The organism is Pseudomonas sp. DCB_AW, assembly GCF_026240895.1.
GTDB classification, from domain to species: domain Bacteria; phylum Pseudomonadota; class Gammaproteobacteria; order Pseudomonadales; family Pseudomonadaceae; genus Aquipseudomonas; species Aquipseudomonas kermanshahensis.
The window spans coordinates 1-19,768 of sequence record NZ_JAPFCE010000085.1 but is presented as its reverse complement, the minus strand read 5'-3'; the positions used below and the strand labels follow the sequence as shown (position 1 = coordinate 19,768).

Annotated in this window: 20 protein-coding genes and 1 pseudogene; 9 read left to right on the top strand and 12 right to left on the bottom strand. The window is 62.1% G+C overall.

The genetic code is table 11. The features are described from left to right. Positions 1–81: 81 nt before the first annotated feature. The 3 genes from OO306_RS25485 to OO306_RS25475 all read right to left on the bottom strand — a co-directional run bounded on the left by OO306_RS25485 (position 82) and on the right by OO306_RS25475 (position 2,297). The gene (locus OO306_RS25485; protein ID WP_027592563.1) at positions 82–1,089 is read right to left on the bottom strand and encodes an AI-2E family transporter; all 1,008 of its coding nucleotides are present in this window, start codon (positions 1,087–1,089) and stop codon (positions 82–84) included. Between the two features lie 71 nt (positions 1,090–1,160). Further along, a complete protein-coding gene (locus tag OO306_RS25480) occupies positions 1,161–1,445 on the bottom strand; it encodes a PsiF family protein (protein ID WP_027592562.1) in 285 nt (94 codons plus the stop codon). Between the two features lie 63 nt (positions 1,446–1,508). Further along, positions 1,509–2,297, bottom strand: a complete 789-nt coding sequence (locus OO306_RS25475) for a helix-turn-helix transcriptional regulator (protein ID WP_099430565.1) — start codon at positions 2,295–2,297, stop codon at positions 1,509–1,511. 189 nt (positions 2,298–2,486) lie between these two features. Between OO306_RS25475 and OO306_RS25470 the strand changes: the two genes are divergently transcribed. Beyond that, positions 2,487–3,380, top strand: coding sequence for a DMT family transporter (locus tag OO306_RS25470; protein WP_265970197.1), 894 nt, complete (start codon positions 2,487–2,489; stop codon positions 3,378–3,380). Here the strand turns inward: OO306_RS25470 and OO306_RS25465 are convergent. Further along, on the bottom strand, positions 3,361–4,251 hold the full coding sequence (locus OO306_RS25465; protein WP_099430567.1) for a triacylglycerol lipase: 891 nt from the start codon (positions 4,249–4,251) through the stop codon (positions 3,361–3,363). The genes OO306_RS25470 and OO306_RS25465 overlap by 20 nt on opposite strands. A gap of 123 nt (positions 4,252–4,374) precedes the next feature. Here OO306_RS25465 and osmE point away from each other — a divergent pair, with 123 nt between their 5' ends. Both osmE and OO306_RS25455 read left to right on the top strand, forming a co-directional pair. After that, positions 4,375–4,716 carry an osmotically-inducible lipoprotein OsmE gene (gene osmE, locus OO306_RS25460; protein WP_027592558.1) on the top strand — a complete coding sequence of 114 codons (342 nt, stop codon included), beginning with the start codon at positions 4,375–4,377 and terminating at the stop codon, positions 4,714–4,716. A 48-nt stretch (positions 4,717–4,764) separates the two neighbouring features. Then, positions 4,765–5,295 (top strand): bacterioferritin, encoded by a 531-nt coding sequence (locus OO306_RS25455; RefSeq protein ID WP_027592557.1) that lies wholly within the window; start codon positions 4,765–4,767, stop codon positions 5,293–5,295. A 133-nt stretch (positions 5,296–5,428) separates the two neighbouring features. Here OO306_RS25455 and OO306_RS25450 read toward each other — a convergent pair whose 3' ends face one another. Beyond that, positions 5,429–7,495: an AsmA family protein gene (locus OO306_RS25450; protein WP_265970196.1), complete on the bottom strand. Its 2,067-nt coding sequence runs from the start codon at positions 7,493–7,495 to the stop codon at positions 5,429–5,431. Between the two features lie 339 nt (positions 7,496–7,834). Here OO306_RS25450 and OO306_RS25445 point away from each other — a divergent pair, with 339 nt between their 5' ends. The 4 genes from OO306_RS25445 to OO306_RS25430 all read left to right on the top strand — a co-directional run bounded on the left by OO306_RS25445 (position 7,835) and on the right by OO306_RS25430 (position 10,592). Then, positions 7,835–8,242 (top strand): phage infection protein, encoded by a 408-nt coding sequence (locus tag OO306_RS25445; protein WP_265970195.1) that lies wholly within the window; start codon positions 7,835–7,837, stop codon positions 8,240–8,242. Between the two features lie 124 nt (positions 8,243–8,366). Beyond that, positions 8,367–8,999 (top strand): TetR family transcriptional regulator, encoded by a 633-nt coding sequence (locus tag OO306_RS25440; RefSeq protein ID WP_027592554.1) that lies wholly within the window; start codon positions 8,367–8,369, stop codon positions 8,997–8,999. Between the two features lie 176 nt (positions 9,000–9,175). After that, positions 9,176–10,273, top strand: a complete 1,098-nt coding sequence (locus OO306_RS25435) for an AGE family epimerase/isomerase (RefSeq protein ID WP_265970194.1) — start codon at positions 9,176–9,178, stop codon at positions 10,271–10,273. 73 nt (positions 10,274–10,346) lie between these two features. Next, the gene (locus tag OO306_RS25430) at positions 10,347–10,592 is read left to right on the top strand and encodes a hypothetical protein (protein WP_265970193.1); all 246 of its coding nucleotides are present in this window, start codon (positions 10,347–10,349) and stop codon (positions 10,590–10,592) included. A 48-nt stretch (positions 10,593–10,640) separates the two neighbouring features. On the opposite strand, the gene OO306_RS25425 is transcribed toward OO306_RS25430, so the two are convergent. The 6 genes from OO306_RS25425 to OO306_RS25400 form a co-directional block, all read right to left on the bottom strand. Next, positions 10,641–11,408: an SDR family oxidoreductase gene (locus tag OO306_RS25425; RefSeq protein WP_099430977.1), complete on the bottom strand. Its 768-nt coding sequence runs from the start codon at positions 11,406–11,408 to the stop codon at positions 10,641–10,643. 604 nt (positions 11,409–12,012) lie between these two features. Then, positions 12,013–12,729, bottom strand: coding sequence for an ABC transporter ATP-binding protein (locus tag OO306_RS25420; protein WP_027592551.1), 717 nt, complete (start codon positions 12,727–12,729; stop codon positions 12,013–12,015). Beyond that, positions 12,726–13,601, bottom strand: coding sequence for an ABC transporter ATP-binding protein (locus tag OO306_RS25415; protein WP_027592550.1), 876 nt, complete (start codon positions 13,599–13,601; stop codon positions 12,726–12,728). The genes OO306_RS25420 and OO306_RS25415 overlap by 4 nt, the downstream gene beginning before the upstream one ends. Then, positions 13,598–14,899 carry a high-affinity branched-chain amino acid ABC transporter permease LivM gene (gene livM / locus OO306_RS25410; RefSeq protein ID WP_099430571.1) on the bottom strand — a complete coding sequence of 434 codons (1,302 nt, stop codon included), beginning with the start codon at positions 14,897–14,899 and terminating at the stop codon, positions 13,598–13,600. Before livM ends, OO306_RS25415 begins: the two co-directional genes overlap by 4 nt. Before the next feature lie 2 nt (positions 14,900–14,901). Next, on the bottom strand, positions 14,902–15,816 hold the full coding sequence (locus OO306_RS25405; RefSeq protein ID WP_016489422.1) for a branched-chain amino acid ABC transporter permease: 915 nt from the start codon (positions 15,814–15,816) through the stop codon (positions 14,902–14,904). A gap of 157 nt (positions 15,817–15,973) precedes the next feature. Beyond that, the gene (locus OO306_RS25400) at positions 15,974–17,110 is read right to left on the bottom strand and encodes a branched-chain amino acid ABC transporter substrate-binding protein (protein ID WP_265970192.1); all 1,137 of its coding nucleotides are present in this window, start codon (positions 17,108–17,110) and stop codon (positions 15,974–15,976) included. Between the two features lie 472 nt (positions 17,111–17,582). On the opposite strand from OO306_RS25400, the gene pncB reads away from it, so the two are divergent. Together pncB and nadE are read left to right on the top strand one after the other, a co-directional pair. Further along, positions 17,583–18,788, top strand: coding sequence for a nicotinate phosphoribosyltransferase (pncB, locus tag OO306_RS25395; RefSeq protein ID WP_085272316.1), 1,206 nt, complete (start codon positions 17,583–17,585; stop codon positions 18,786–18,788). Between the two features lie 3 nt (positions 18,789–18,791). Continuing rightward, positions 18,792–19,619: an ammonia-dependent NAD(+) synthetase gene (gene nadE, locus OO306_RS25390; RefSeq protein WP_265970191.1), complete on the top strand. Its 828-nt coding sequence runs from the start codon at positions 18,792–18,794 to the stop codon at positions 19,617–19,619. A gap of 18 nt (positions 19,620–19,637) precedes the next feature. On the opposite strand, the pseudogene OO306_RS25385 reads toward nadE, so the two are convergent. Next, positions 19,638–19,768: pseudogene (locus tag OO306_RS25385) on the bottom strand (HlyD family efflux transporter periplasmic adaptor subunit); the annotation flags it as partial.

Below are 19,768 nucleotides of genomic sequence, written 5' to 3'. Positions count from 1 at the left end.
CCCACAGGATCACCATTGCCGCTATGCTGTAGGTAATCCTGTGGGAGCGGGCTTGCCCCGCGAAGAGGCTGGCACAGGAGATCAGACCAGCTCCACCCGCCGCAGCTCACTCTTCAGGTAGGCATAGTAGATCGGCCCCGCCACCACCCCCGGCAAGCCGAAGGCCGCCTCGAACACCAGCATTGCCAGCAACAGTTCCCACGACTTGGCACTGATCTGCCCGCCGACGATCCGCGCGTTGAGGAAATACTCGACCTTGTGGATGACGATCAGATAACCCAACGCCGCCAGCGCCACCCAGATCGACAACGACAACCCGACGATAGTGATCAGGGTGTTGGACATCAGGTTGCCGATCACCGGCAGCAGCCCGAGCAGGAAGGTCAGCACGATCAGCGTCTTGGTCAGCGGCAGGTGCACACCGAACAGCGGCAGCACCACGGCCAGGAAGATGCCGGTGAAGGTGGTGTTGAGCAGCGAAATCTTGATCTGCGCGAAGACAATGTTACGAAACGCCTGCACCAGCAGGTTCAGGCGCTCGAACAGCGCTGCCGCCAACGGCTTGCGCCGCGAGATGTCAGGGATGCGCTGCAGGGCAACGATGGCGCCGAGGATCATGCCGATCAGCAAGGTGACGAACATGTGCGCCATGCCCTTGCCCACGAGTTGCAGCTCACCCAGGTGGCTTTTGAGCCAGTCCCCGATGGCCACTTTGAACTCAGCGGCACTGGCCGGCAGGTAGCCTTCGATGAACGGCGGCAACTGCCCACGGGCTCGCTCGACCAGGGCCATGAACTTGTCCAGCGAAGCCCCGGGGTTTTCTGCCTCGTGCAGCAGGAAGCTGAACGCGCCGGCGATCAGCAGGGTCAGGGTGGTAACCACCAACGTGCCGAGCAGGGCCACGGCCAGCCAACGCGCACGTTGCCCGGCGATCAGCGGCTGCAACCGTGGCGTCAGCATGTTGACCAGTTCGAATACCAGCAAACCGGCAAGCAGGCTCGGCAGCAACTTCAGGGGCAACGCCAGCAGCAGGCCGGCAAACACGATGATCCAGCTGGCCAGGGTGACCTGGCGGGGGGTGAAAGTCATACAGCCTCAGGGGCAGACAACGGAAAAGACCCGCAGTCTGCCAGCCTTCGTCCTACAGGCATAGGCGCAGGTCATTTCTTCTTCAGGCAGTCGCTCATGAACGCTTTGCGCTCATCACCCTTAAGTGCCTTGGTGCTGGCGTCGGCGTTGCAGGTCTTCATCTTTTCCTGCTGGGTGGCAGGCACGCTCTTCTTCAGGCAGTTGCTCATGAACGCCTTGCGTTCGTCGCCCTTGAGCGCCTTGGCGGTGGCGTCGGCGTTACACGAGGTCATCTTTTCCTGTTGCGCGGTGGCGGCGAACCCTTGCGCGCTGAACAACACAGCCAACACCAGCAGTGGCATTTGCAACAGCTTCATGGAGTGGTCTCCCTGTTTCCGCGCCCGATGCGCGGTGGTGCCACTGAGTGTAGACAAGAATTTTTACAGCTCAGCCCGCGACTGGCGCCGGTACTGCTCCGGCGTGCAGTGGGCCTGGCGTTGGAACATGGCGATGAAGGCCGAGCCGCTGCTGTAGCCAAGGTCGAAGGCAATGGCCTGAATCGGCAAGCCCGCTTCCAGCGCCTCGATGGCGCGTAAAAACCGCAGGCGCAGGCGCCATTCACCGAAACTGATGCCCAGTTCGCGAAGAAACTGGCGGGCCAGGGTGCGTTCGCTGACATGCACCTGCGCGGCCCAGTCAGCCAACGGGCGGTTGTCACCCGGGGCGTGGCTCAAAGCGTCGAGCACCTGGCCCAGGCCCTCGCTGCGGGCAAAGGGCAGGTAGCAGGTTTGGGTCGGGGCCAGCAGCAACTGGTCGAGCAGTACCTGCACCAGGCGCTGGTCGCGTTCATCTTGCGCCACCTTCAGGTCACGCCGGGCGAAGTCGCCAAGGATGGCCTTGAGGATGTCGCTGATGACCAGGCTGCACGGTTGTTGCGGCAGGTCGGCGCACAGGCTGCGCGCCAGGTAGACCGAGCGGTAGACGATGGCCTGGGGGTTGTAACAGCCATGCTCGGTGCCCGGCGGCACCCAGACGGCGTAGTGCGGCGGCGAGAGAAAGCGCTGCCCTTCGACGTCCAGGTGCATGACGCCGTGGGCCGCGTAGTTCAGTTGGCCCCAGGCGTGGCGGTGTGGCGCGCTGTGGGTGTCGGCGCCAAATTCGTCATGGCGGAAGTACACCGGCGCCGGGAGTTGGTCGAAACCGGGGATGTCGAGGTATTTGCGCGGCATGCTGTCTGCTTCAAAGGGTGGGTTGTCTGGATACAAGTATAGGCTTGCGGACAGACAGCGGATAATAGCGGGCTATCGGGGCCTGTTGTGCAGGCCTTCGCGGGCAAGCCCGCTCCTACAGGTGCAGCGCTGCCTGCAAACTGCGCGCTGCAAAGCAGGCCTAACCTTGCCAAACCGAGTAACCGCGACATGAACTACACCTTCCCCCTGCTCGCCATCCTCATCTGGGCTGGCAACACCGTCGTCACCAAGCTGTCGGCCGGTGCCATCCACCCTGCCGAGATCGGCTTCTATCGCTGGCTGCTGGCCGGCCTGCTGTTCACCCCCTTCCTGCTACCGGCCGTGTGGCGCAACCGCGCCGCCATCCGCCCGCACCTGGGCAAAGTCTTCGTCCTCGGCGTGCTGGGCATGGCCCTGTACCAGAGCCTGGCGTACTTCGCCGCCAGCATCACCAGCGCCACCAACATGGGCATCATCCTCTCGCTGATGCCGTTGATGTCGCTGGCCCTGTCCATCGCCTGGCTCGGCCAGCGCCTGACCTTCGGCGCCTTGATCGGCGCCCTGGTGTCGTTTTTCGGCGTGCTCGAGGTGGTCTCCGCCGGCCACCCCGGGGCGCTGCTGGAACAGGGCCTGAACAGCGGCGACCTGCTGATGCTGGTGGCCACCCTGGCCTACGCGCTGTACAGCTTCCTGCTGAAGAAATGGCAATTGCGCCTGCCGCCCTTGCAGCTGCTGTACCTGCAGGTGCTGGTGGCTATCATCGTGCTGCTGCCGTTGTTCCTGCTGTCGGACAAGACCGGCCTGAACGCCCACAACGTCGGCCTGGTGCTGTACGCCTGCGTGCTGGCTTCGATGATCGCGCCGCTGGTATGGATGCAGGCCGTGCACCGCCTGGGGCCAAGCCGCACCACGCTGTTCTTCAACCTGCTGCCGCTGGTCACCGCGCTGATCGCCGCCGTGGTGCTGGATGAACAACTGGCCCGCTATCACCTGATCGGCGGCCTGCTGACCCTGGCCGGGGTGATCCTTGCCGAACGCTGGACCACACCGGTGCGCCGCCGCATCACAGCCCCGCAGCTTTGAGCCGGGCGGCGTGTTCGGTGAACAGCCGTACCGGTTCGGCGCCCTTGCCGACTGCCCCCAGCGACTGGTTGACGATGTCCAGGTGATCGAGCGGGTAGTCATCGCCGATCACCTGCCCCAGGTGCGAGCTGAAACGCCCGACCATGCCGTCGCAATGGCCCTTTTCCTTGACGAAGCTGCGGGCGAACAAGCGGCAGAAGCGGTTGCTGCCGTCAAAACGGTTGCGCCCTTGGTCAGTCAGGCCAGGCTGCAAGGTGCCTGACCAGGAGTAGTAGCGCACGCCGTTGACCTGCGCGGGCCCTTCACCGCCCCAGGTATCGGGCAGGCCCTGTGGATAAGCCTGGTTGAACAGCGCCACCCCGTCGCTGGTCAGCGACTGGTGCGAGGCGTGCACGTCGATGGGCAGCGGGTCGCGCCGCCAGCCGGTTTCCAGCCACACCAGCAGCACGGCCACGCCATGCAGCACCGCCTTGAGCATGCGCCCTTGGGGTGAATCGCCAGGCGCTGTGCGTTCCAGGTGGTCAGCCAGTTCGGAGCCATGGTTGGGCCCCGCCACCGACGTCACCGAAGCTACCCGGTCGGGCCTTTTGGCGGCCGCATAGCGCGCATCCAAGGCGCCTTGGCTGTGGCCGATAAGGTTGACCTTGGCCGCGCCGCTGCGCTGGCAGATGCCTTCGATGATCGCCAGCAACTGCTCGCCGCGCACTTCGCTGGAATGCAACGGCGACACCTGCACGGCATGCACCTGCGCGCCGCCCTTGCGCAAGGCCGGCACGATCCCGAACCAGTAGGGATAAAGCAGTACCCGCACGAAGCCGAGCATGCCCGGCACCAGCACCACAGGGTATCGCGTAGCCAGTTCCTGCCCCATTGCCCTGCCCCTCTCCGTGGACGACGGCCCACACTACAGCGGCTTCGATGACCATCGCAATCGAACTCCTGGCGCGCCGTGCGGTTCCAAACCAGAACAGACCCTTGAGCAAGGAGCGGGACCATGTACAAGCAGACCCTGGCAATCCTTCTGGCCAGTGCAACCCTGGCCGCCTGCGGCAGCCGCCCGGAAAACCCGGTGGATTACGTCACCTACCGTGACGAACCGTTGGTCAAGCAGGTCGAGCACGGCATGACCATGCAGAAGGTCATTGCCATCGGCGGCAGCCCGTCGAACGTGATCGACCTGCCGCACGGGGGCACCTGCAACGACTACATCCTCAACCGCGACGGCAAGCAGCAGCCCTACTACGTGCGTTTCGACGCCACCGGGCATGTCGACGCCAAGGGCTTCAAGACGTGCAAACAACGACAAGAGGACAGCGACGCCGTCCACGGCGCGTGAGCCTTCGTTACCACTTGACCCCCCGTCCTGATTCGTTTGGAGATAACCATGAGCAACGTTGAACTGACCGATGTGAAAACCCTGCGCGAACGTGCCCGCCAGCACGTGGAGCAAGGCGCGGTGACCGAGGGTTACCACGCCGACCGTACCGAGATCCTGCGCCTGCTCAATGAGTCGCTGGCCACTGAACTGGTCTGCGTGCTGCGTTACAAGCGTCACTACTTCATGGCCAGCGGTATCAAGGCCAGCGTGGCAGCCGAAGAGTTTCTGGAGCATGCCAACCAGGAAGCCGAGCATGCCGACAAGTTGGCCGAGCGGATTGTCCAGCTGGGTGGCGAGCCGGACTTCAACCCGGACAACCTGACCAAGAACTCCCATGCCCAGTACGTGGCAGGTAGCAACTTGAAAGAAATGGTGCTGGAAGACCTGGTGGCCGAGCGCATTGCGATCGACAGCTACCGCGAGATCATTCAATACATTGGTGATAGCGACCCGACCACGCGCCGTATTTTTGAAGACATCCTGGCGCAGGAAGAAGAGCACGCGGACGATATGTCCGATCTGTTGCAAGGGTTGTAATCGTACGGGGCTGCGTTGCAGCCCATTCGCGGCACAAGGCCGCTCCCACAGGTTCACCGCACAGTTCAGGCTTTGCGGAGCACTTGTGGGAGCGGCCTTGTGCCGCGAATGGGCCGCAAAGCGGCCCCTTCACTCATTTCTTGCCTTTCACCTCAGTCGGCGCCTTGCCCGCCCTCATCTGCTGCAACAACGGCGTGCACTGATTAGGTTCATCCCCACTGCTCGGCGCGATCAATGCCAGCAACCCCGCCGCCGGCCCCGCGACCACTCCTAACGCCACCATCCCCGCGCCACGCAACGCCAATGGCACTGCCTGCACCCCGGCACTGGGCTTGGCAAACGGCCCGCGCACGTACAAAGGCGAACGCAGCGAGAACAGCCGCAGCCCTTTCGACTCTGGGGTGATTTTCAGGTCAAGCTGCTCGCTGGCAAAGTTCGCCGTACCGTTGATGTAGATGATCGCGTTCTCGGTATCGAAGATGAACAGGCGTGTCGTCGCCAGCCCATCCTTGATGCCGACATCGGCCGCCGCGCAGTTGATCTGCACGTCCTCGTCACCGAACAACTTGCCAATCACGTAGTTGCCCACGTTCAGCCCGGCGATTTCCATCAGGCTGCGGCTCACTGCACCATCGTTGATCAACATGCGCAGGTCGCCATTGGCCGTGCCCAGCAGTGCCGCCACCGAGTTGCCGCGGCCGGTGATGTCGGCATCGCCGTTCAGCTCGCCAAAACTGGTCTGCATCGGTGCGAAGGTGGGGAACAGTTGCTTGAGCTTGAAGCCCCGCGCAGTCAGCTGTGCCCGGCCTTGCAAGGGTACGCTGCGGCCATCCAGGCGGATCCTGGAAGCCAGGTTGCCGCCGGCCACGCCAAAGCGCAGCGGTGCCATGCGCAGCAGGCCGTCTTCGAGAATCACGTGGGCAGACAGGTCGTTGAACGGCAATTGCTCACTGTGGACGATGCGCTTGCCGGCAAATTCGACGTCGGCGTCCATGGCGCGCCAGCGGTCGGTGCGAAACTCCTCCACTGGCAGCACTTTGCCCGTCGGCTGCTTGCTGGCCCCGCCGCGGGCCTTCTGCTCGGCGTTGGAATCGGCACCGATCAGCGGCGCCAGGTCCTTGAACAAGAGCTGGTTGGAGACCAGCTTGCCGGAGAGTTTGGGGCGTGGCTGGCTGGCCACGAAGGCCAGGTCGCCGTGGATGTCGCTGTCGCCGATCTTGCCGTTGAACCCTTGGTAATTGAACGTGGCGCCTTGCTCGGCATGCAGGTTGGCGCTGAGGTGGCCGTCGGTGGCATAAGCCGGGGTGTCCGGCAGGGTCACGCCGGTCAACGGGTAAAGGTTGCCCAAGCTATTGCCGGACAGGCGCAGGCGCAGGTCGAGCGCGCCGAGGTTGCGCGGGTCGGTCAGGGTACCGGCAAGCACCACGTGGGTATCCGCAATGCGCACATCGGCCTGCAACGGGAACGGTTGGCTGGCATCCTGCAGCGCCAGCAGGCCACCGATCTTGCCGGTGCCGGACACTGGCTGGCCCTTGTAGCGGCCTTGGGCCTTGAAGCCGAACGCATAGTCCTGAGCGCCGCCGGTTTTTTCGGCACGCGCCTTGCCGACGATGTCGCTGAACGGGATCGGCTTGCCCAGCGGGTCGACCTGCACCTTCATGCTGGTCTTCAGGGTCTGGTCATCAAGGCTGACGTTGCCTTGGTCAAAACCGATCGCCCCGATGTCCAACTGCCATTTCGAGGGTTCCGCGTTTTCGTCTTTGGGGCCGAAGTCAAAGGTCCAGTTAGCGCGTCCGTCGGCCAGGCGAGTGAGGCTGGCCGTCGGTTTGGTCAGGTTGATGCGGGGGATGACAATCTGCTGGAACACCAGCGGCAGCGGCGCCAGGCGGAACTCCACCCGCTCGAGGCCAACCATTTTCGGCTCCTTGAGCCAATCGGGGTTGCCCAAGGTCAGGTCCTCGGCAATGAAGTGCGGCCAGGGCACCCAGGCGCGCCAACCACCTTCTTCAGGTTCGGTGCGCCACTGCACGGCAAGGTTGCCATTGATCGCGAACGGCCGGTGCAGGGCTTCGGATACCTTCTCGTTGAGCAACGGCTTGACGCGGTTCCAGTCGAAGGTGGCGATTACCACCACCAGTATCGCCACGAGGGTCAACAGGGTGGCAAGGGTCCAGACGAGGATTCTGGCGGGTCGCGTCATTGCGTGATTCTCCTGACGGCATGGCACAAAGCGGGCGCCGATGGCACTCATTAACTCGGACTGATGAAAACCCGCTGGGTTTTATCCGTGGCGCCATGATAGCGAAGTTTTTCCTGGCTTCTTGTTCAGCATTTGCGCTGGGCAAGGGCGTTACCCTGGCCCTATAGCGTGAAGTCAAAAAGCCATCATCCACCTCAAGACACCTGCACTAGAGCCGTCAGCAGCCTCTATCAATGCTGTCGATTGTTACCATTATCCTTATGAACTTTTCTCTGGCGTTCCTGGGCGTAGCATTGGCTCCGTACCCACTTTCCAGCCCCCCAGAGGAGCACCGAAATCATGAAAAGCCACCTGCTGACCCTGACCCTGTCCCTGCTTGCTGCCAACGCGTTCGCCCTGCCGGCCGCTGAACAGCACCTGACCGCCGAATCACGTTCCAGCGCCGCAGAAGTCGCCCAGCCTCTGAAAACCGTTGCCGAAGGCGGTTCGGATCGCTTGATCGAACGCACTGGCCGTGTAGCCGAAGGTGGCTCCGATCGCCTGATCGAACGCACTGGCCGCGTAGCCGAAGGTGGCTCCGACCGCCTGATCGAACGCACTGGCCGGGTTGCCGAAGGTGGTTCCGATCGCCTGATCGAGCGTGCTGGCCAAGTCGCCGAAGGCGGTGCCGACCGTTTGATCGAACGCTCTGGCCGCGTAGCTGAAGGTGGCTCGGATCGCCTGGTTGAACTCAGCCGTGTGAGCTGATCGCCATGGCCGAAAAGAACAACCTGCAGCACATTGCCTGCTCACCTCCAAGCCCGGTCCATTGACCGGGCTTCGTTTTTTTAACTAGAGTGCCCAGCCTCGACCGACACAGAATCCTGCCCCCATGCTGCCGCGCGCCGAACAGAAGCTACAGACCCGCCAGGCCCTGCTTGATGCCGCCTGCCAGCTCATGGAGAGTGGCCGTGGTTTCGGCAGCATCAGCCTGCGCGAAGTGGCGAAAACGGCGGGTATCGTACCGACCGGTTTCTACCGGCATTTCCCCGACATGGACGCACTGGGCCTGGCCTTGGTGGCCGAGGTCGATACCACCTTCCGCCAGACCATCCGCCTGGTGCGCCAGAACGAATTCGAATTTGGTGGCATTACCGACGCCTCGGTACGCATCTTCCTCGACGTGGTCGCCGCCCACCGCGCCCAGTTCCTGTTCCTGGCCCGTGAGCAATACGGGGGCTCGCAGGCGGTCCGCCAGGCGATTGCCCGCCTGCGCCAGGACATCAGCGACGACCTGGCCACCGACCTGGCGCGCATGAAGCGCTGGCAGCACCTGGACGCTGCGGCACTGGCGGTGATGGCCGATCTGGTGGTGAAGACCGTGTTTGCCACCCTGCCGGAGCTGATCGACAGCCCCGACGCGGGTTATCCACAGGCCCTGACCGCGCAGGAAAAGATCACCCAGCAGCTGCGCTTCATCTTCGTCGGCGCACGCCATTGGCAAGGCTTGGGTAACCCGAGCTGATCTGTTGGCTATGCGGGCCTCTTCGCGGGCAAGCCCGCTCCCACACGAACTGTGTAGCCTCAAAGGCTAGCGCCGCACCTGTGGGAGCGGGCTTGCCCGCGAAGAGGCCCGTGTAAACAACCCAAAACCCCAGTTCTGCTACCATGGCGCACTGCCCGATTGTGACGAGCGCTTTCATGTCCGACCCCCGCCCCACTCCGCCCGAACTGGCCCGTTTCAACCAGCACTTCGCCGAGCGTATCGTGCCGCTGTGGCAAGGCCCGGGCTGGAACGACGAAATGGCCCTGCCCTTCGAAGCCCTGGACGCCCAGCACCGGCCATTGCCCGTGCAACGCTACCGGGCGATGGCCTGCGCTCGCCAACTGTACCTGTTCAGCAGCCGCATCGAGCAACCCGGCGCGGCAGCGCGAGCGGCGGCGTTGTTCCGTTCGTTGCAGCGGCATTTTCACGATGCCGAGCACGGTGGCTGGTTCTACAGCATCGATGCCGAAGGCAAGCCGCTGGACCGCCGCAAGGACCTCTACACCCATGCGTTCATCGTGTTTGCCTGCGCCCATTACTGGGGCAAGGTTCGCGAGAGCTTGGTGGAGTCTGCACTGAACGCTGCGCTGGAAATCGTCAGCGAGCAGTTCGCCCGCGACGACGGTTTATACGAGGCGAGCCTCGGTGAAGACTGGTCCGACCTGGGCAGCGGCCCGCTGCAGAATCCGCAGATGCACCTGGCCGAAGCGTTCCTGCAGGTGCTTGCCGTGCGTGAGGATGAAAGCGTGCAGCAGGCCCTGCTGCACCTGTGCGAGGCCCTGCAGGCGCAGTTCATCGAACCGCAGCATGGCCTGATGCTGGAAAAGCCAAACGGCGCTGTGGATAACTGGTTCGAACCGGGTCATCAGTTCGAGTGGTTCTACCTGCTGGATACCTCGCCCCTGCTACGTGGCACGCCACTGCATGGCTCCATTGCCCGCGCCTTCGAATACGCCGAGCAGTACGGGGTTAAAGATTCGGCCGTGCTGGCGATGCTCGCGGTGGACGGCAAGGTGCTCGACGCCACCCAACGGATCTGGGCCCAGGCGGAGTACCTGCGGGCGCTGGCGTTGCGGTCGGGAAATGAGGCGAAACTGGCTGCGCAGTTGCAGGCGATGGAGCAGCGATTCCTGCATGACGGCGGCTGGTATGAGTGCCGAGATGGCGAGGGTGCGGTTAGCCGGCATGACATGCCTTCGACTACGCCTTATCACTTGGCAACTTGCCTGGAAGGCCTTCAGCGCTTGCAATGACCTGACATTTTTACCAGTTTCCGTTCTCGTGACGCGTTGATAGCGTAAGGACTCCATTGATAGGAGTTCGGCCATGAGCAATGAAACGCTGAAGGCTCACTTTGTAAAGCAAATTGCTGCTACCGAAAAGGATGTCGCGACCTCGAAGATTCAGAAGAACAAGCTGCTCCACGAGCAAAAGCTGCGCCTGCTTTTAAGCCTGCAGAGATATGCCGAGGGGCAACCGACCAGAGAAGATGCCATGCTCGCTGATGTCGTCAACGATATGCTGCAAGCCTTGCACCTTCTCGAGTCAGACAAAACCTTCCGCGACCACTGAAAGCCGTGAAGCAGCATGGGCAGGCTATTTACCCGCCCATGCTGCTGATCAGCCCTTGACCGACCGATCGATCGAGAACCCTGCCCAGTCCTGGCTCACCGGCATCAGCTCCAGGCTGTTGATGTTGATGTGCGCCGGCTGGTTGAGAATCCAGAAGATGGTCTCGGCAATATCCTGCGGCTGGATCGGCTCGGCACCTGCGTAGGTGGCGTCGTACTTGGCCTGGTCGCCACCGAAACGCACCAGCGAGAACTCGCTCTCGCACAGCCCCGGTTCGATGTTGCTGACGCGCACGCCCGTGCCGCGCAGGTCGCAACGCAGGCTCAGCGAGAACTGCCCGACGAACGCCTTGGTACCGCCATACACGTTGCTGCCCGGGTACGGGTAATTGCCTGCCACCGAGCCGACGTTGAGGATCGACGCGCCACGCCCGTGGGCGATCAACCGGGGTAGCAGCAGGCGCGTGGTGTACATCAGGCCCTTGATGTTGGTGTCGACCATGGTTTCCCAGTCGTCCAGGCTGCAGTTCTGCGCCGCATCCACGCCCAGGGCCAGGCCAGCGTTGTTGACCAGGCCACGCAATTTATCGAACCCAGGCGGCAGGTTACCGATGGCCGCCTCCATGGCTTTGCGGTCGCGTACATCGAGCACCAGCCCGTGCACCTCGGTCTGGGCTGACAGTTCTGCGCACAGCGCATCCAGGCGCTCCTTGCGGCGACCGGTGAGGATCAGCTTCCAGCCGGCCTGTGCAAAACGTCGGGCGGTGGCCTCGCCGAAACCGGAAGTCGCGCCAGTGATGAATACGGTGGACGTCATGCTGTGTTCCTCGCTGTGGATTATTTTCGGCAGGGTTTGCAGCATGCCTTCGTACCACGCAGGCAGCAAGCCATTGAAGCCATTGATCAAAAAATGATCATACCTGCCAAAGCCGCGTAGCAGAGGGCTTCGCGCCAGCTATGCGCATGTTATCCACAAGGCTTTCCCCACGGATTGGGGGCAACTTGTCGGGTTCGCGGAACCCTTTCAGCCATCCACGGTCGGTGGATATCTCTGAGGTGATGGCGCAAGGCTTTCAACCATGCCGCTTGCAGCGGTCTGTCCAAGGTTTTTGCACAGACTTACCCACAGGTTTTACCAGGCATCGAACGCAGCAGCCTGTGAGTAAAAAACCGTGAAAAATCATCCACAAGGGCAAAGCGATCAAAAAATGATCAACACCCTACAAGTCTTGACAACAAAGGGCTGTAGCGAGGTGCACCCATGTTTTCCACAGGCGGCTCCACATTATCCGTGGGTAAAACAAGGCTGTGGAAACAATGGCTTGCGAAGGGTTTTTGGCGAGGCCAAAGAAGGGCGTGCGACAAGTTGTCCACATTCGGCTTGAAGCACTGGGGCCGCAATGCAGCCCCAGTGTTACCACTCAGTGCCCGCCCAAATAGGCGCTGCGCACTTCCTCGTTCACCAACAACTCCTGGCCGGTGCCCGTCATGCGGATCTGCCCGTTGACCATCACATATGCCCGGTCCGACAACTTCAGCGCATGGTTGGCGTTCTGCTCAACGAGGAAGATGGTCATCCCCGTCTTGGCCAACTCACGCAAGGTGGCGAAGATCTGCTTGACCACGATCGGCGCCAGCCCCAGCGAGGGCTCATCGAGCAGCAACAGCTTCGGCCGGCTCATCAACGCGCGGGCGATGGCGAGCATCTGCTGCTCGCCCCCCGACATGGTCATGGCCCGCTGGGTGCGCCGCTCCTTCAACCGCGGGAACAGCTCGTACATCCGCTCCATGTCCTCCTTGGCGTATTTGTCGCCAATCGGGATGGTGCCCATCATCAGGTTTTCCTCGACGGTCATGTCGGGGAACACCCGTCGCCCCTCAGGTGACTGCGCAATACCGTTGGAAGCGATGTAGTGCGACGACTTGCGGGTGATGTCTGTCCCCCGGTAAACGATGTGCCCCGAAGACGCGCGCGGCTGGCCGAAAATCGACATCAGCAAGGTCGACTTGCCGGCACCGTTGGCACCGATCAGGCTCACCGTCTCGCCTTCGTTGATGTGCATCGACACCTTCTTCAGGGCCTGGATCGGCCCGTAGAACACATCCAGCTCCTTCAACTCGAGAATGGGTGCACTCATACCAGTTCCTCTTCGTCTGCACCCAGGTAGGCGGCAATCACCGTCGGGTTGTTGCGGATTTCCTGTGGCGCGCCTTCGGCGATCACGTTGCCATGGTCAAGCACGACGATATGGTCGGAAATGCTCATGACCATGCCCATGTCGTGCTCGATCAGCACCACGGTGATGTCGTGCTCGTCACGCAGCACGCGGATCATGCCACTGAGCGCCTCGGTTTCCTGCGGGTTTAGGCCGGCAGCCGGTTCGTCCAGGCAGATGATCTTCGGCCGCGTGCACATGGCCCGGGCGATTTCCAGGCGACGCTGCTGGCCATAAGACAACTCACCGGCCAGGCGGTTGGCGCAATCGACCAGGTCGACCACCTCCAGCCAATAGAACGCATGGTCGAGGGCATCGCTCTCGGCCTTGCGGTAGGCCTTGGTGTTGAGTACCCCGGCCAGCAGGTTGCGGTTGACCCACATGTGCTGGGCCACCAACAGGTTCTCCACCACCGACATTTCCTTGAACAGACGAATGTTCTGGAAGGTCCGGGCGAGGCCGGCGCGGTTCACCAGGTGGGTGCCGCCGAACATCTTGTAGTACAGGCGGTTGGCAAAGCGCGCGGGCGAAACGAAGTCCGTCGCCTGGAAGCGCTCGCCGAGCAACTGGATGACGTTGGTCTGGCTGCCGCGCACGTTCAGTTCGATACGCCCGCCGCTGGCTTTGTAGAAGCCGGTCAGGCAGTTGAACACCGTGGTCTTGCCCGCACCATTGGGGCCGATCAGCGCGAAGATCTGGTTGCGCCGGACCTTGAGGCTTACGTCACTCAGCGCCTTGATGCCGCCAAACTGCATCATCAGGTTGTCGACCGACAGAATGATATCGTCGTTCATGGCGCCACTCCTTTACGCGGGACCACACCGGTACGGCTGATGCGGATCAGCCCACGCGGTCGCCAGATCATCATCAACACCATCAATACGCCAAACAGCAGCACGCGGTACTCGGAGAAGCTGCGCAGCAGCTCTGGCGCAACGGTCAGCACGAACGCTGCGATCACCACACCGACGGTCGAGCCCATACCACCCAACACGACGATGGCGAGGATCAGCGCCGACTCGAAGAAAGTGAACGACGACGGGTTGACGAAGCCCTGGTACGTGGCGAAGAACACGCCCGCCAGGCCCGCGGTGGAAGCCCCCAGGGTGAACGCCGAAAGCTTGACCAGCACGTGGTTCAGGCCCATCGAACGGCAGGCGATCTCGTCTTCACGCAGGGCTTCCCAGGCACGGCCGACCGGCATGCGGGTCAACCGGTGCTTGATGTACAGCACTGCCAGCACCACCAGGAACAGCACGGCGTAGATGAACACGAACTTCAGGTTGGCGTTGTAATCGATGCCAAGAAACTCATGGATCGGCACCCCACCGTCCTTGGCCCGGCGGCCGAATTCCAGGCCAAAGAAGGTCGGCGACGGTGCCGGCATGCCGTTCGGGCCACCGGTGAACGACAGCCAGTTGTTCAGCACCAGGCGGATGATCTCCCCAAAGCCCAGGGTCACGATCGCCAGGTAGTCACCGTGCATGCGTAACACCGGGAAGCCGAGTATGCACCCCGCCAGCGCCGCCGCGATCGCCGCCAGCGGCAGCACGCTCCAGAAGCCCAGGCCCAGGTACTGGTAGCCCAACGCCAGGCCGTAGGCGCCGATGGCGTAGAACGCCACGTAACCCAGGTCGAGCAGGCCCGCCAGGCCGACCACGATGTTCAGGCCAAGGCCCAGCAACACATAGATCAGGCCGAGGATGACCACGGTCAGCAGGTACTTGTTGGCAAAGATTGGGAAGACGATGGCAATCACCACCAGCGCCGGGATGATGTAGCGCAGCCGCGACTTGTAGTCCGGCGCGTTCACATGCACGCCCGAGCCACCGTTGTCGAAGCCTTGGAGCATGCGCCGCCCGGCGCCCGTCTGCAGGTACAGGCTGAGCAGGAAGCGCCCGACCATCACCCCGCCAACCAGCCACGCCACGCGGCGGGGTTCGGCATTGAAGCTGTAGCCGTCGAGTACCACGCCGACGACCGGGCCAAAGACAATGAGCGCCAGCAGGCCGGCGACGAAGGTCTCCAGCAGGCTGCGTTTGAGGTCGAAACCATTGGTTTCGGAAACAGGGGCAGTTTTGGCAGTGGACATGTTCACACCTTAGCCACGAGCGGGCGACCCAGCAGGCCTTGGGGACGGAAGATGAGGATCATCACCAGCAGCGAGAAGCTGAATACGTCCTTGTAGTCGGAGTTGATCAGGCCAGAGAACAGCGACTCGGAGATGCCGAGGATGATGCCGCCGAGCATGGCCCCCGGTAGCGAGCCGATGCCGCCCAATACCGCCGCCGTGAAGGCCTTGATGCCGATGATGAAGCCGGCATAGAAGTCGAAGGTGCCGTAGTTCATGGTGATCAGCACACCCGCCAGTGCGGCCATGACTGCACCGATGACGAATACGTAGGAAATCACCCGATCGGTGTTGATGCCCAGGATCGAGGCCATCTTGCGATCTTGCTGCGTGGCGCGGCACATGCGGCCGAGCTTGGTGTACTTGATCACATAGGTAAGCAGGCCCATGCCGACGAATGCGGCAATCAGGATGAAGATCTTGGTGTAGGTCAATTGCACGAAGCCGGTGCCGACTTCTACCCGCAAGGCGCCTTCAAGCAGGGTTGGCACGCCTTGCTGGCGGGCGCCCTGGCTGATCTGTGCATAGTTTTGCAGGATCAGCGAGATGCCGATGGCACTGATCAGCGGTGCCAGACGGGTGGAGTTGCGCAGGGGTTTGTAGGCGATGCGTTCGATGGTGAAGCCATAGACGCCCGTGACGACGACGGTGAACAACAGCGTGCCCAGCATCAGAAGCGGGAACGATTCGACGCCGAAATAGGCCAGCAATGCCAGGCTGATTGCCGCGAGGTACGCGGAAATCATATACACCTCGCCGTGCGCGAAGTTGATCATGCCGATGATGCCATAGACCATTGTGTAGCCGATGGCGATCAGGCCATAGACCGACCCGAGGGTCAGGCCGTTGACCAGTTGCTGCAGAAAAATACCATCCATAACGCAATCTCACCTGATTGAGATTGCACGAGCGCCTACCACGGCGGGCCCTGAATGCAGCGGCCCTCGCAGCGCAGAACTGTGCAGATCTACGGATAAAGACAGGTACCGCGGGGCTGCAGCCCGGGGCAGTAAGCACCCGGGCCGGTAGCCGTTATTATTTTTGTTTTTCCAGCTGGTGGTATTTACCGTCTTTGTCCCACTGGTAGACCACGTAGTCGGAGACGGTCAGGTCGCCCTTGCTGTCCCACTTCTTCTCGCCCATGACGGTCTTGACCGGGTTGGCCTTGAGCCATTTGGCGGCGTCTTCGCCTTTGTTCGACTTGGCACCGTTGAACGCGGCGGCAAGCGCCTGCAACGAGGCATAGGCGTACAGGGTGTAGCCTTCAGGCTCGGTACCGCTCTTGCGGAACTCTTCCACCACGGCCTTGCTGTCCGGCAGCAGGCGCGGGTCGGCGCCGAAGGTCATGTACACGCCATCGACGTATTGTGCGCCACCCGCCGTGGACACCAGTTCGTCGGTGACGATGCCGTCATCGGACATGAACTTGACGTCTTTCAGGCCTTGCTCACGCAGCTGGCGTACCAGTGGGCCGGCTTCCGGGTGCAGGCCACCGAAATAGACCACGTCGGCGCCGGTGGCGCGGATCTTGGTGACCACGGCGCTGAAGTCTTTCTCGCCGCGGGTCAGGCCTTCATACAGAACAGGCTTCACGCCACGCTTCTCGAGCTGCGCCTTGGTGGCATCGGCCAGGCCTTGGCCGTAGGTGTCCTTGTCGTGCAGCACGGCCACCTTCTTGCCTTTGAGCACATCGACGATGTAGTCACCGGCAACGATGCCCTGCTGGTCGTCACGGCCACACATGCGGAACATCGCGCTCAGGCCGCGCTCGGTCACTGCTGGGTTGGTCGAGCCCGGGGTAATGGCAATGATGCCCGCTTCGTCATACACCTCGGATGCCGGAATGGTGTTAGAGGAACAGAAGTGACCGACCACGCCGATCACCTTGTCCTGATCGGCCAGGCGGTTGGCCACGGCCACGGCTTGCTTCGGTTCGCAGGCGTCATCGCCTTTCACCAGGACGATCTTCTCGCCGTTGACCCCACCTTCGGCGTTGATCTTGTCGGCTGCCGCCTGGGCACCTTTCATGTACTGCTCGCCAAACGCTGCGTTGGCACCGGTCATCGGGCCTGCGACGCCGATCTTGATGTCGGCCTGAACATACGAAGAAATACCCAGTGCCGTAGCGACGGCCAGAGCCAGGAAACCTTTCTTGTAAAACGTCTGCGACATGAGGTGGTGCTCCTAGAGTTTTTTTTTGGTTGGCACTACAACTTCTCAACCCTGTGCTCAGAGCAAGGGCCGTGCCATTGGTTTTGTATTCCGGGAAATCACACAGCAAGGGTGGCTGGCAGGCGACCGACGGCCTTTTCTTTATTGAGCGTGCAACCGTCTGCCACGCGGCAGGCGCCACCACACGTACAGACAAGGAGCAACCGTGGAGTGCCATCATTGCAACCCTGGCAAGTGTTTACGTGCAACCGCCCTGTAACAGCCGACGTCACCGAAGTGCACACCGCTGGTGCGCGACTGCTACAGGCAGCACTGTTTCAAGGCTAGCGGGTGCACGGAAAAACACCTCTGTTTTGGCCGTTATGCCGGCTAGATGGGAGCGGGCTTGCCCGCGAATGGGCCGCGACAGAAACATGAAAATGCAAAAGGCTGGCACAATGGCCGCCATTCGCCGCTTCCGGAGCCACCCTTGATGAGCGAGAGCGCATTCGCCGAGCGCATCGTGCACAACCTGCTCGACACCGACTTCTACAAACTCACCATGATGCAGGGTGTGCTGCACAACTACCCGGACGCCGACGTGGAATGGGAGTTTCGCTGCCGCAACGGCGAAGACCTGCGCCCTTACCTCGGCGAGATCCGCAACCAGCTCGAACTGCTCAGCGACCTGACCCTGGATGAAGGCCAACTGGGCTTTCTGGAACGTATCAGCTTTCTCAAGCCAGACTTCCTGCGGTTTCTGCGCCTGTTCCGCTTCAACCTGCGCTACGTGCGCATCGGCATCGAAAACGATCAACTGTTTCTACGCCTGCGTGGTCCCTGGCTGCACGTGATCCTGTTTGAAGTGCCCTTGCTGGCCATCATCAGCGAAGTGCGCAACCGCCACCTGCACCCGCACATGCGCCTGGCCGAAGCCCGCGACCAGCTGTACCGCAAGTTCGACTGGCTGCGCGCGCATGCCAGTGACGACGAGCTGGCCGACCTGCAAGTGGCCGATTTCGGCACCCGCCGGCGGTTTTCCAGCCGTGTTCAGGAAGAGGTGGTACGGGTGCTGCGTGATGACTTCCCGGCCCGTTTCGTGGGCACCAGCAACGTCGACCTGGCATGGAAACTGGATATCAAGCCGCTGGGCACCATGGCCCACGAATGGATCATGGCTCACCAACAGCTCGGCCCGCGCTTGATCGACAGCCAGAGCGCCGCGCTGGACTGCTGGGTACGCGAGTACCGCGGCCTGCTGGGCATCGCCCTGACCGACTGCATCACCATGGACGCCTTCCTCGGCGATTTCGATTTGTACTTCGCCAAGCTGTTCGACGGCCTGCGCCACGATTCGGGCGAGCCAGTGGCCTGGGCGGAAAAGGCCATCGTCCATTACCAGAAGCTGGGTATCGACCCGATGACCAAGACCCTGGTGTTTTCCGACGGCCTCAACCTGACCCGTTCGCTGGAAATCTTCCGTGCCCTGCGCGGCCGCATCAACGTCAGTTTCGGCATCGGCACCAACCTGACCTGCGACATACCGGGTGTGGCGCCGATGAACATCGTGCTTAAAATGACCGACTGCAATGGCTCGCCGGTGGCGAAAATCTCTGACGAGGCGGCCAAGACGCAGTGCCGCGACGAGAACTTCGTTGCCTACATGCGCCACGTTTTCAAAATCCCCAGCAAGGAGTAACCCATGCAAGCCGTTCAGCGAGAGATTGCCCAAGCGCTCAAGGTGCAGCCACCGTTCGCCGATGCCGCCGCGCTCGACAACGAAGTGGCTCGGCGCGTGGCGTTCATCAAGGATTGCCTGGCCAATGCCCGGCTCAAAACGCTGGTACTGGGCATCAGTGGCGGTGTCGACTCACTGACCGCTGCCCTGCTTGCCCAGCGCGCGATCAACGAGCTGCGTGCCGAAACCGGCGATAAGGCCTACACCTTCATTGCCGTGCGCTTGCCCTATCAGGTGCAGCATGACGAGCATGACGCCCAAGCGTGCCTTGACGTGATCAAGGCCGATGAAGTGCACACCGTCGACATTGCCCCGGCAGTGAAAGCGTTGGCAGCTGAGGTGGTGGAACTGAAAAACGGCTCGCCGACGCTGGTGGACTTCGTTGTCGGCAACGTCAAGGCGCGTACCCGCATGGTCGCCCAGTACACCATCGCTGGCGCCCGTGCAGGCCTGGTAATCGGTACTGACCATGCCGCCGAAGCGGTGATGGGCTTCTTTACCAAGTTTGGTGATGGTGCCTGCGACCTGGCCCCGCTGAGCGGGCTGGTGAAAAACCAGGTACGGGCCATTGCGCGCCGCTTTGGTGCGCCGGAATCGCTGGTGGAGAAGGTACCGACAGCCGACCTGGAAGACCTTGAGCCGGGCAAGCCGGACGAGGCGTCACATGGCGTGACGTATCAGCAGATCGATGCGTTCCTGCAGGGGCAGCCGGTTGATCAGGCAGCGTTCGACATCATAGTTGCGACCTACCGCAAGACCCAGCACAAGCGCGAACTGCCGTTCGCGCCTTGATCAGACTGTAGAAGGACCTGTGGGCTCCTGCCCAGGGTGCAGGAAAGCGATGTCCTTGGGCAGGATCTTCGCCTCGATGACCAGCGTGTCGTCCAGCGGCACCACTTCGACGATGTCGCTACCCGGCTGGATGACCCCGCCGATGGTGT

Excerpts from the sequence above, each read along its gene's own strand:
- nadE (WP_265970191.1), top strand. The coding sequence starts at position 18,792 with ATGCAAGCCGTTCAGCGAGAGATTGCCCAAGCGCTCAAGGTGCAGCCA.
- OO306_RS25485 (WP_027592563.1), bottom strand. The coding sequence starts at position 1,089 with ATGACTTTCACCCCCCGCCAGGTCACCCTGGCCAGCTGGATCATCGTG.
- osmE (WP_027592558.1), top strand. The coding sequence starts at position 4,375 with ATGTACAAGCAGACCCTGGCAATCCTTCTGGCCAGTGCAACCCTGGCC.
- pncB (WP_085272316.1), top strand. The coding sequence starts at position 17,583 with ATGAGCGAGAGCGCATTCGCCGAGCGCATCGTGCACAACCTGCTCGAC.
- OO306_RS25405 (WP_016489422.1), bottom strand. The coding sequence starts at position 15,816 with ATGGATGGTATTTTTCTGCAGCAACTGGTCAACGGCCTGACCCTCGGG.
- OO306_RS25435 (WP_265970194.1), top strand. The coding sequence starts at position 9,176 with ATGTCCGACCCCCGCCCCACTCCGCCCGAACTGGCCCGTTTCAACCAG.
- OO306_RS25420 (WP_027592551.1), bottom strand. The coding sequence starts at position 12,729 with ATGAGTGCACCCATTCTCGAGTTGAAGGAGCTGGATGTGTTCTACGGG.
- OO306_RS25425 (WP_099430977.1), bottom strand. The coding sequence starts at position 11,408 with ATGACGTCCACCGTATTCATCACTGGCGCGACTTCCGGTTTCGGCGAG.
- OO306_RS25450 (WP_265970196.1), bottom strand. The coding sequence starts at position 7,495 with ATGACGCGACCCGCCAGAATCCTCGTCTGGACCCTTGCCACCCTGTTG.
- livM (WP_099430571.1), bottom strand. The coding sequence starts at position 14,899 with ATGTCCACTGCCAAAACTGCCCCTGTTTCCGAAACCAATGGTTTCGAC.
- OO306_RS25475 (WP_099430565.1), bottom strand. The coding sequence starts at position 2,297 with ATGCCGCGCAAATACCTCGACATCCCCGGTTTCGACCAACTCCCGGCG.
- OO306_RS25465 (WP_099430567.1), bottom strand. The coding sequence starts at position 4,251 with ATGGGGCAGGAACTGGCTACGCGATACCCTGTGGTGCTGGTGCCGGGC.
- OO306_RS25455 (WP_027592557.1), top strand. The coding sequence starts at position 4,765 with ATGAGCAACGTTGAACTGACCGATGTGAAAACCCTGCGCGAACGTGCC.
- OO306_RS25400 (WP_265970192.1), bottom strand. The coding sequence starts at position 17,110 with ATGTCGCAGACGTTTTACAAGAAAGGTTTCCTGGCTCTGGCCGTCGCT.
- OO306_RS25430 (WP_265970193.1), top strand. The coding sequence starts at position 10,347 with ATGAGCAATGAAACGCTGAAGGCTCACTTTGTAAAGCAAATTGCTGCT.
- OO306_RS25470 (WP_265970197.1), top strand. The coding sequence starts at position 2,487 with ATGAACTACACCTTCCCCCTGCTCGCCATCCTCATCTGGGCTGGCAAC.
- OO306_RS25415 (WP_027592550.1), bottom strand. The coding sequence starts at position 13,601 with ATGAACGACGATATCATTCTGTCGGTCGACAACCTGATGATGCAGTTT.
- OO306_RS25480 (WP_027592562.1), bottom strand. The coding sequence starts at position 1,445 with ATGAAGCTGTTGCAAATGCCACTGCTGGTGTTGGCTGTGTTGTTCAGC.
- OO306_RS25445 (WP_265970195.1), top strand. The coding sequence starts at position 7,835 with ATGAAAAGCCACCTGCTGACCCTGACCCTGTCCCTGCTTGCTGCCAAC.
- OO306_RS25440 (WP_027592554.1), top strand. The coding sequence starts at position 8,367 with ATGCTGCCGCGCGCCGAACAGAAGCTACAGACCCGCCAGGCCCTGCTT.